The organism is Tolypothrix sp. PCC 7712 (assembly GCF_025860405.1).
GTDB classification, from domain to species: Bacteria; Cyanobacteriota; Cyanobacteriia; order Cyanobacteriales; family Nostocaceae; genus Aulosira; species Aulosira diplosiphon.
The window spans coordinates 2,735,936-2,747,498 of sequence record NZ_CP063785.1; the positions used below are offsets into that span (position 1 = coordinate 2,735,936).

General features: G+C 39.8%; 6 protein-coding genes and 1 pseudogene. All 7 read right to left on the reverse strand.

Features of this window, described 5'->3' with window-relative positions:
• Positions 1–104 precede the first annotated feature (104 nt).
• The 7 genes and pseudogenes from HGR01_RS11225 to HGR01_RS11255 all read right to left on the reverse strand — a co-directional run bounded on the left by HGR01_RS11225 (position 105) and on the right by HGR01_RS11255 (position 10,673).
• A complete protein-coding gene (locus HGR01_RS11225) occupies positions 105–1,652 on the reverse strand; it encodes a mercuric reductase (RefSeq protein WP_045872751.1) in 1,548 nt (515 codons plus the stop codon).
• 109 nt (positions 1,653–1,761) lie between these two features.
• Positions 1,762–2,493, reverse strand: a complete 732-nt coding sequence (locus HGR01_RS11230) for a TVP38/TMEM64 family protein (protein ID WP_045872750.1) — start codon at positions 2,491–2,493, stop codon at positions 1,762–1,764.
• Positions 2,494–2,793: 300 nt separating this feature from the next.
• Entirely contained in the window at positions 2,794–4,017 is a 1,224-nt protein-coding gene (locus tag HGR01_RS11235; protein WP_045872749.1) for an ABC transporter substrate-binding protein, read from the reverse strand.
• Between the two features lie 197 nt (positions 4,018–4,214).
• The gene (locus HGR01_RS11240) at positions 4,215–4,961 is read right to left on the reverse strand and encodes a TVP38/TMEM64 family protein (protein WP_045872748.1); all 747 of its coding nucleotides are present in this window, start codon (positions 4,959–4,961) and stop codon (positions 4,215–4,217) included.
• Between the two features lie 251 nt (positions 4,962–5,212).
• Positions 5,213–5,935, reverse strand: a complete 723-nt coding sequence (locus HGR01_RS11245) for a TIGR04283 family arsenosugar biosynthesis glycosyltransferase (protein WP_081584095.1) — start codon at positions 5,933–5,935, stop codon at positions 5,213–5,215.
• 310 nt (positions 5,936–6,245) lie between these two features.
• Positions 6,246–6,527: pseudogene (locus HGR01_RS41925) on the reverse strand (hypothetical protein); the annotation flags it as partial.
• 726 nt (positions 6,528–7,253) lie between these two features.
• The gene (locus HGR01_RS11255) at positions 7,254–10,673 is read right to left on the reverse strand and encodes a malectin domain-containing carbohydrate-binding protein (RefSeq protein WP_052335095.1); all 3,420 of its coding nucleotides are present in this window, start codon (positions 10,671–10,673) and stop codon (positions 7,254–7,256) included.
• Between the last annotated feature and the right edge of the window lie 890 nt (positions 10,674–11,563).

Sequence of the window (11,563 nt, forward strand, 5' to 3'; positions counted from 1 at the left end):
GGGAAGGGGGAAAGGAAAATACAAAACTGTTCCCCTACCTCTGATTTACCTAATAACGAACCACAGAGACACAGAGTACACAGAGAAGAGAGAATACTTGAAGATTAAGACAATTTGGTGAGAAAACCTAAGAGGCGTTTGGTATTTTCTGTTAATAATTTGCGCCGATAAGCATCAGCAGCTTTTTTAATTGCTTCTGCTTGGGTGGGATAGGGATGAATGACACCGCTTAACTTGTTCAAACCTAACTTACCGACAATTGCTGTAGTCACTTCCGAAATCATTTCCCCTGCATGACGAGCGACAATGGTTGCACCGAGAATTTCATCGGAGCCTTTTTTGTGGATAATTTTCAGGAATCCTGACTCTTCACCATCTGCGATCGCACGGTCTACACTACTAAAAGGAATTTTGATTGTCTCGACATTCCAGCCTTTGTCTTTGGCTTCTTGTTCCGACAATCCTACATGGGCAATTTCTGGGTCAGTATAGGTTACCCAAGGCATAACTAAACTGCTGAGTTTGCTACGACTTAGCCCAAAGGGTGAAAATAAGGTATTTTTAATGACAATGCGTGCGGCTGCATCAGCTGCATGGGTAAATTTCCAATTCATGCAGATATCCCCAGCTGCATAAATTTTGGGATTAGTCGTTTGCAGGTAATCATTGACTTTCACACCATGCTGCTTGTCGTACTCTACTCCAACGGCTTCTAAATTCAAACCTTCAACATTGGGAGCGCGTCCCGCACCCACTAAAATTTCATCTACAGTTACAGAATCGCGATGTCCGTTGCTAGAAAAGTACAGTCGCTTCCCTTCGGTGACGGTGACGACTTCTTCTAATTTGCAATTAAGTACTAAGCGAATTCCTTCTTTAATTAAAACCTTTTGCAGAATTTCTGCAGCTTCCCCATCTTCTTTATTAAGAACATGAGAACTGCGATGGAAAAGCACCACCTCAGAACCCAAGCGTCGGAAAGCTTGCGCTAATTCACAACCAATCGGGCCACCCCCAATGACTGCTAACCGTTCCGGTCGTTGAATTAAGGAAAAAACCGACTCATTAGTTAAATAACCAGCTTTTTCAATTCCCGGAATCCCTGGTTGCGCGGCTCTTGCTCCCGTAGCGATTACGGCTTTTTTAAACCGCAGAGTTTTGTCGCCAACTTCCACAGTATTTTTACTCGCAAATCGACCGCTACCTAGAAATATATCAACGCCTAACTTTTGAAAGCGTGCAGCCGAATCATGGGGACTAATACCAGCACGAATGCGGCGCATCCTTTCCATAACTGCGGGAAAATCAATATCAATATTTTGCGGAATATTAATTCCTAATTCCTTACCATCCCACAATTCACCCACCACACGAGCCGAACGAATAATAGTTTTTGAAGGAACGCAACCTACATTTAAGCAATCTCCACCCATGAGATGCTTTTCAATTAATGCGACTTTTAAACCCAAATCTAAACCCGCCGCACCCGCAGCCACAACTAATCCCGCTGTTCCTGCACCAATTACTACTAAGTCGTAAATATCAGCAGGTTTCGGATTTATCCAATCTGGTGGATGAACGTGGGATACCAAAGTTTGGTTATATTCATCCATTGGGCGGACTGTAACTCTTTCAAATTCTAAATTAGACATTTTTTAATTGTTGACTGTTGATTGTTAACTGTTGACTGTTAACTCGCATTCAATTTTTAGGTACTTCCAGAAAATAAATTATCCAATTCACCCGAAAGCAGATTTTTTATTAATTATTGCTTACCTCCTCCTCTAAAGCTTTCCTTGCTATCCTCGTCACATAAATTGTGACTGCAACTGTAGCAATAAAACCAATAATCCGAATTGCCCATTGTATTGTTAAATTGGTAGGTTGTGTTTCACTGCCAATTCTCGCCAAATTACCAGCTAAAGAACCAATATAAACGTACATAATGGTTCCAGGAATCATCCCTACAGAACCAATAAAGTAATCCTGAAGAGAAACTCCTGTAATCCCAAAGGCATAGTTTAATAAATTAAACGGAAATACTGGAGAAAGTCGCGTTAACAGGACAATTTTTAATCCGGCTTTACCAACAGCTTTATCGATAGCAACAAATTTTTGATTACCTGCAATTTTATTAGCAACCCACCCTCTTGCTAAATAACGTCCTACAAGAAAAGCTGCAGTTGCTCCTAATGTTGCACCAAGAAATACATAAAGCGAACCCCAAACTACACCAAAAACAACACCCGCACCCAAGGTGAGAATCGAACCTGGTAAAAAAGCAACGGTAGCAATAATATATAGTGCAATAAAAGCGATCGCGCCTACAGAACCCAGGCTATCAATCCATTGCAAAGCATCGCGTAAAATTGATTGGGGATTAAAGGTAGTGGATGCTTGTGCTAATGCTGTTTCATTGTTGAAAATAAAGGCAATATTGATTGCTAGGAATGCGAATAAAATTACTTTTTTGAAATAATGAGAATATATCATTTGCTTAAATGACCTGATTATATAGCAATACGCTTGGCTTAAGCTCATTAGTGATTGATTTGTCAGTTAATTACAAAAGCCAGAAGAATTGGGGGATTCTCCCCCAAACCCCCGATTGGGTGACGGTTGCGTCCCCCAAACCCCCTCCAAAATTATGGTTCCGTTTTGTTGTTGAGTAAATAGTTTTTTGGTTTTGTGATCAATTAATTTTCTTCACTGAACTGTATTAGATTATATAGGTAGATGCATTGGCAAATAAATTGATCAAGCAGTCTATTTTAAGTGAGTGAGATACTTGTTTTATTTAACGTTTAAAAATGCAAATTTTCCTTTCACTCCGTTTGGTTCCATTTTCAGTTTGGCAACGTAAAAGTCTTTTTGAATGACATCACCGACTGGTGTGAAAGCAATTTCACCCAAAGGAGTTTGATAAGTTCCTTTGAGTAATTCTTGATTTAAGGCTTTACGCAGTTGTGGTAATGAAAGTTGATTAATTTTACTCTTTTTATCTAAAGATTGCAGCGCTTCTACATATACCTGTAAAGCCGTAAAAGCTTGAGCGCTGACTTGGGGTGGTTCTCTACGATATTGCTCAAAATAGGCTTTGCGAAATGCAGTGTTAATTTCACTCTGATATTCTGGACTGTAAGCCTGGGCAATAATTACGCCATCACAAAGAGCTTTGCAGACAGAAAATATATGAGATGTATTAAAACCATTACCACCAATAATAATTCCTTGATAACCAAGTTCTCGTAGTTGTTTAACTAAATTACCGCCATCAACAGCTAAACCAGAAATAATTGCTAAATCTGGTTTTAAATTAATTGCACTACTGGCTTGAGTTTGAAAGTCGGTATCTGTAGTTTGGAATTTTTGAACTGTAACTAAATCTAATCCTAAATCTTTAACTGTTTTTTGAAATATTTCTGTCTCTGATTTATTGAAAGCATCATTTTGAGCATAGAATATAGCTACTCTTTTGATATTCGGATTTTGTTTAAGTGCGGCTTTCACTGCATAAGGTGCAACAACAGCCACCGAGGAAGAAACCCGCGCCACATAATCACCAATTTCGGGAATACCTTTAGCTGTATTGGATGCGCCGATAACTGGAATTTGATTGCGTTCGGCAATGGGATTAGCACTAAAAGCTTGCTGTGATAAAGTAGGGCCAATAATTCCTACAACTTTATTTTGATTAATTAAAGTTTGAAAAGCATTAACAGTTCCGACTTCATCGCCGCCAGTATCTTGAAAGATTAATTTAATCGGGTTGCCATTGATACCGCCTTTAGCATTGAAATATTTTTCAGCAATTTTTACACCATCAGTTCCTTCTTGTCCGAGTAATGCTACATTACTTGTTTGAGCAAATGCGATACCAATAGGAATTCCATTAGCGGCTGCTGATGTAGAATTAGTTGCGGGAGTTTTATCTGTACTGCTACTTTTACCACAGCCTATCAACAACACAGAACAGGTAAATAATAAGACAGTTTGCTGTGCGATCGCATTTTTCATAGCCACGTATAATTAGAATAATTTAAATATATATAAGAGCGTAGGCAATACTGCTCGGTTAAGGATTTTAAACTCTTAATTTGGTTTGGGGAAAAGGTGAAAGGGTAAGGGTTAAAGGTTTTTTCTTGCCCCTTTTCCCCTTCCCCTTTTCCCCTTAACCGACAAGTATTGAGAGCGTAGGGATTTTGAATAACTCCTTACTTTTCGTTACTTCTATCATCAGTAATCTCGACTATTGCTACAGTTTGTTTGAGAGCTTTTTGAGCAACTTTAGTTATATATATAGTCACAGCCACCGTAGCAATTAACCCCAATATTTGTATTACCCATTCTCCAATTTGAGCTTGAGGATTACTAGGATGATTGCTTGTATTCAGCATCGTCAAATTTGTTGCTAAGGAGCCGATGTAAACATACATCACAGTTCCCGGAATAATGCCAAGAGAACCTAAAATATAATCTTTGAGGGAAACTTGCGTGACTCCAAATGCATAATTTAATAAATTAAAAGGAAAGATAGGAGAGAGGCGAGTTAGTAGCACAATTTTCCATCCTGCTTGAGCCACAGCCAAATCAATCGCTTTAAATTTAGGATGTTTTTCTAGTTGTTGCGCTACCCAATCCCGTGAAAGATAGCGACCAATTAAAAAAGCTAAAGTAGCTCCAATGGTGGCAGCAATTATGACATAAACAGAACCCCAAAATACACCAAATAAACAACCACCCTTTAATGTCAAAATAGAACCTGGTACAAATAATAAAGTCGCTAAGTTATAAACAGCAATAAAAGCAATCGGGCCAAAATAACCTAGATTGTTAACTGATGTTATTAATGTTAGTAACATTTCTTGGATATTGAGATGTTGACTAGCAATGATGACTGTGGCAACTAGACAACCTAATAGTAAAAATTTCAGTTTAGGATACAATTGGCGCTTTTGCATTTTCAGTTAAGTAAGTCAGTGGAAATAACCCAAACTATGTTAATAAAAGTAAATAGGCTTTAAATCCTTACCAATGACAAATGACCAAGGACAAAGCGCAAAGTCTGAGCGGAGGTTGCCTCCGATCAGAACTTTGTAAGAATGACAGCCTCAGCCAGTTATCTTTAATTTCGCCGACCTAATTATCAGTTGTTTACTGTTGAGCGTCTTGCTATCTACAACCAAAATATTCTACTTCCCTGAGAATCAGCTTAAATCTTTCTAAATTTTTCCTGGCGATACCAGCTACGAATTCGCTCAGGTGATACACCAAGTAGATAAGCGATAATTACTATTTGATTAATGAAGGTGGTTTGAAAGATTCCCTTGTTCAACCATCGGCGCGCAGATGTAAGAACTGGTACGGGAACAATGATAATTTTACCCATATTTTTTAAACGGCGAATGAGTTCAAAGTCTTCCATAATAGGCAATTCAGGGCAACCGCCTATTTGCTGAAACATCGACTTAGTGATAAAAATAGCTTGATCGCCATAGGGCATTTGGAGAAAATGCGATCGCAAATTTACCCCCCATTCCACCAACCTGATACCCCAAGGCGCTGCATCAATCCGCAACTTAAAAGCACCCGCCACGGTTTTTTGTTGTAGGAGTGCAGTCCGCACCATACCATCAAAGCCAGCAGGTAAGCGAGTATCTGCGTGGAGAAATAGCAGAATCTCACCACTAGCAGCTACAGCACCCGCATTCATTTGCACTGCCCGCCCAGGAGATGAGAAGATAACTTTCACACCCAATGACTGAGCTATAGCTACAGTGTCATCCTGAGAGCCACCATCGACCACAATAACTTCCGTATTTGTACTGCCTTGAGTCGTGATAATTGCCTCTGCAATATTTGCAGCCTCATTTAACGTAGGAATAATAATCGAAAGCTTGGGAATGTTTATAGAGACAGTTTCATAATTTGACAATTTTAGTCTTGCTCCTTCCTGAGCGCTTTCTTTTTTCTTAGAGTAATACCACGTTTCAGTGACATACTCCTACACTGATGCTTCGCATACAGTTTAGGCTTCCAAGACAATCCGGCTATTGCTTAGGAGACTCTTCTCGACTTTATCCATTTTTACTCAGCCCAAAACCTGACGCTGAAACCATTGTGGGACGGTAGTTTTAGTTTTTGGATTTGGGTGCAAATCAGTAACATGGAAAAAGTATTTGCCAAAAAACCAGGATTTTTGCCGGATAAGGAAAACCGAGTTTTTAATTTTGGATAAAGTTGAGCTAAGGAGGCAAGAGAAGAGGCAAAAACAAGAGGTAGGAAATATTAGGAAAGTCGCTACTGAGTTGAGAATAGCCACTACTGAGTTGAGAATAGCCACTATTGAGTTGAGAATAGCCACTATTGAGTTGAGAATAGCCACTATTGAGTTGAGAATAGCCACTACTGAGTTGAGAATAGCCACTATTGAGTTGAGAATAGCCACTACTGAGTTGAGAATAGCCACTATTGAGTTGAGCAAAGCCGCTACTGAGTTGAGAATAGCCACTATTGAGTTGAGAATAGCCACTATTGAGTTGAGCAAAGCCGCTACTGAGTTGAGGATAGCCACTACTGAGTTGAGGATAGCCGCTATTGACTTAACGATAATGGCTTCTGTTGTTGGTTGGCGAGTTTGCGATGCCTACGGCGGGCTTCTCTACGAGACGCTACGCGAACGCCTACGCAAATGAATAAGTAGTTACATAAAATTAATTACCCAGTTTGAAAAAAGAATGCGACAGATTGTAGGGGCACGGCACCAGTCATTGGTGTCAACTTAACGTGAAAACCGCCTGGCTGCAAGGTTTCGCCCTCACCCCCAGCCCCTCTCCCACAGGGAGAAGGGAGCCAGAGATTTAGTTCCCCTTCTCCTGCGGGAGAAGGGGTTAGGGGATGAGGGCGCGAGGTATTTGTACAACACGCGCCGTATATAGCTTTTAGCTTAAGTTGACACCAATGGGCACCAGTAAGATATTTGATATGTAAAAAGATGGTGGATGCCGTGCCCTACCTATCTGCCACGTTATGTATTCAAAATGGTTTTCTTGAGTTCAGACATGATAATAACAGCTAATCGTTCTAATTTATAAATGAAAATAGGGACACAAATAATTTGTGTCCCTGTAATATCTTAAAAATGATTGAGAACCACTAAATAATACTCCTAAATCATTGATGAAATATTCATACCTTATATTTCACACATCAGATAGGATTGCTATCAGCGCCCAGTATAATTGTATGTTTCACTAAACAAAGATTGCACTGTCATTTAATGGTGCAAATGCATCTGTAATCACAGATGTTTGATTATTACTCTTCACAACTACATCTAACAATCCATCCTTATTGGGATCAATGAACTGGCTAGCGGTAAAGTTGGGGAGAATTCCTTTAATTATTTGGGATGAAACTGAAGTGATAGTTGCAGCTTGTCCGCCAATTGAAACTTCAGTTTCTCCACCAAAGTTTTTACCGCCAATCACAAATGTATTACCACCTGCTGCTGGTGCCCTCCAAGGGAAGATATCATAAGCAGTAGTATCTACTATGTAAAGATCGTCCGCCGTCGCAACGGTAATTGCATTATCAGCATAGTCAATACCGAGAATTGCACCACCAGGCCCAGTTACCAAACTCAAACCATCTGCAACGGGAGAATCAGCATTGAGAACTGTATTTTTGATAACTTTTGTGCCATCAGCTGATAAAGCCACGCTGTAAAGTTTTTGGTTCCATTGCTGGGCAATTAAATTACCGCGCAATTGGCTTTGGAAAGTTGTTGCCCGATATTCATCAATGCCATTAGTTGAAGAAGCAAAAGTTGTGAGTGGCGCTGTATAAACACCAGGAATGCTTGGTTTATCTGGCCCATAAAAAACATTTTGGCGATCATCAGTACGTCCACGATTGCGGTTAGGAGAACCGTAGTATTCACCTTGTTTGATCAGGTTTAGTTCATCTGGCGCACCGGGTGCAGGGATAGAAGTTGTAGCTGAGGTAGAAAGTTCTCCAAAGCCTGTGTTATGACCATTATCAGTAGCATAAAGCAATCCTTTGGTAGTAAAAACTGCGCCAAAGGGATTTCGCAGACCACTTGCATAGACTGAAACGTCAGTACCCGGTACAACATTGGCAACATCACCAAAGGCTTGACTATCTGCAGGATCAAAAGTTAATCCTGCTGGGATTTCATAACCAGGAGGTAGGGGATTTTGTAGAACATACTTGATATCACCCTTAAAGCCCGGTTTGGAAATCTCCGCTTTTAAGATAGCCGCAGACAAAGGTGATTCTGGTAAACCACCAATGTTGCTGTTAATGACACCTGCGTTAGTATTACTACCAACATTGATGTATAAATCACCTTTTTGATCGAATGTTAAAGCATTGATCCCGTGGTCTTGATTGGAAGTTGGTAGTCCTGTGACTAAAGCTGTCAAGTTGGAGAAATTCGGCCCATCTAGTATGGAAACTTGACCGCTATAAAATGACTGTTCTGTTTTAGGAAAAGCACTGCCACCGTTACCATAAAGCCTTGTATGGGCAACGTAAATACTGGGGGAACCAGATTGATCGTAGGGGTTAAAAGCAATACCCAAGATGTTTGGTTTGTTGCCAGCTTTATCTTGAATTGTGGTGATGATTTGGGTATCGATAACATTGTACTTTTCATCAAAGGTATAAGCTCTGATTTCACCACTATAAGTACCTACATATAATCTGCCATCTGGCCCCCAAGCTGCAGTTGAGGGTGCAGCTATTGAAGCTACTGTTTTCTTAGTGAAGCTGATAGCAACGATATCATTATCGTTGACGCTGACAGGAAGTTCTGGGATGGTGAGATTTTGATAGTTGCTATCTGTAGTAGAGATAGTATGAGAAATGGTGAGATTGTCAGCACCTTGGGCTATTTTGTCATCAACTACATTGACATTTACAGTTTGCGGAACATTCCAGTTAGCAGGAGTAAAGGTCAGGCTAGTCTTATCTGTAGTTAAGCGATCGCCTTTAACTACATTAATTGTGACATCTGCGGTCGGTTGTGTATTCAGAACTAATGAGTAACTATCATCAGCACTTCCTTCTGTAACCTCAGTTCTACCTTGTGTTTGTTGCAAAATCACCTGAGGGCCAGTGAGTGGGATAATCTCTAGACCTGAGAGCAGAGCATTGTTAACGCTGGCATCCAAATTAAGATTCAGCTTGCCATCAGTAACAGTCACAGTAGGCACAGATAGTACTAGCGCTGAGTTATTACCTGTGAAGAACGCATTTTTAGATTGTTTAAAAATGTCTACGTCAGAGAACACTTTCTGACCTTCTAAAGAAACATCAAAGATGCGCTCATTGAAGACAGTGAAGAAATTCTCAGCAAAGTGCAGATTTACTGTATAGTTACCAGCTGTTACGGGAATCTCGTAAGCTAGCTTTGCTGCATATCGATCGTCTTGATATATAGGATCATCTTCTGTCTTGCCAATTTCCGCAGTGGTGGTATAGACGTTGCTGTCACCAACCACATATTGCGGTTGATCTGCATCCCACTTATTCTTTTTGGCATCAGTGTAAGCTTTACCACCTACATTGATCCGAATAGCCTCTGGTGTTGGCGTTGGGGTTGGCGTGGGTGTGGGTGTTGGCGTGGGTGTTGGTGTTGGTGTTGTATCTACAGGAATGATTTCAATCGCATCAATTTTGGCGTTGTTGACACTCGCCAAGAACTGTAAATTCAGTGTGCCATCAGCAACTGTAACATCAAAAGACTTATCCAAAGCAATGTTATTACCACCCGCTGCTTTGAAAATATCCAAGTTAGTAATTACTGGATTACCTTCAGCACTTACGTCAAAGACACGTTGTCCAGCTTCAGTCCAGAAGAGTTCGGAAAACTTGAGCTTAACTGTATATTTGCCGTTATCAACAGCAATGGCATAAGAGAATTTATCTGACCAATGTTCGTCTTGATAAAGGCCGTCGTCAACAGTATTGGCGATCGGTGCAGTTGTAGTATAGGTGTTACCGCCATCAAAATACTTACTATTATCTGCTTCCCAAAGATTACCCTGACTATCTCTGTAATCTGCACCACCTGCATTAATGCGAATTGTTTTGCCTGTGGCTGTGGGTGTGGGCGCGGGCGTTGGTGTGGGTGTGGGTGTTGGTGTTGGTGTGGGTGTTGGTGTGGGCGTGGGCGTGGGTGTGGGCGTTGGTGTTGTATCTACAGGAATGATTTCAATCGCGTCGATTTTGGCATTGTTAACACTCGCCAAGAAATCTAAATTTAAAATCCCATCAGTGACTTTAACCTTAAAAGACTTATCCAAAGCGATGTTATTACCACCCGCTTCTTTAAAAATATCCAAGTCATCAAAGACTAACTGATTTTCGACATTTACATCAAATACACGTTGTCCAGCTTCAGTCCAGAAGAGTTCGGAAAACTTGAGGTTAACTGTGTAGTCGCCGTTATCAACAGGAATGTCATAAGAGAATTTGTCTAGCCACCGTTCGTCTTGATAAAGAGGGTCTTCAACAGTATTGGCGATCGCCGCAGTTGTAGTATAAGTGTTACCGTCAGAAAAATAATTATCAGCTTCCCAGAGATTACCCTGAGTATCAGTGTAGGCTGCACCACCTGTATTGATCCGGAGGATCTTGGTAACCATTGTTGTCATTTCCAAACAATTTCTTACTTAATCTCTCGGAAAAGCTAAACCTAAAACAAGGTGCTATGTAAACTTTTTATGAGTTTTTTTTAAAGATTAAAACAAGTCCTAAATGAGATGCTCATAACTTTCCAAAATTTATAAATTTTCTCTAAATACATGAGGAAGAATTTATAAATTTTCGATAAAGATATATAATTTACTGATAGGTGTAACTGTTACCTAATAGAGTGAGTTATTAATTTTTCCCACAAAGTAAAAGCTCGTAGTGCAGCAATAATTAATCTAAACAGGGAACAGACAACTGGCAAAACTCTATCAGAAAATATATAAGGTCACACCTTTCTTGCACTATATGTTTAAAAAATAAAAAGACTGTTTGCATAAATAAATTTAATTGCTATTTTCCATATAGTATGTCTGATATCATATCCATTTGGGGACTTATCATTATCTGTGAAAGTCGGTAATGGGTAATGGGTAATGGGTAATGGGTAATGGGTAATGGGTAATGGGTAATGGGAAATAAAAATACAGTTTAACAATTACCAACAAGACCAACCATATCGTAAGTAATTAGCCGACATTGATATGATTTTTATTGCAGTTTTCTAACCTTTCACTAAAATGCTAAAATAAATCCCCCTATTGACCTGACAAGCGCAAATAGCAGGGGAAAATACAGTTCAGTTAAGAAAATTAATTGAGCACAAAACCAAAAAACTAAGGCTCTTCATACTATGCTAAATCACGTTCACAATTATCACGCAACCCTTGCCAAACAATAATAATGGGCATTATTTAATAACATTTTAGGCATTGGGCAAGTGTTTGAGTTCTTAAGCTATATTTTTCAGCCAAGCTTTGAGGTTTAACTAATAATTTGGCAT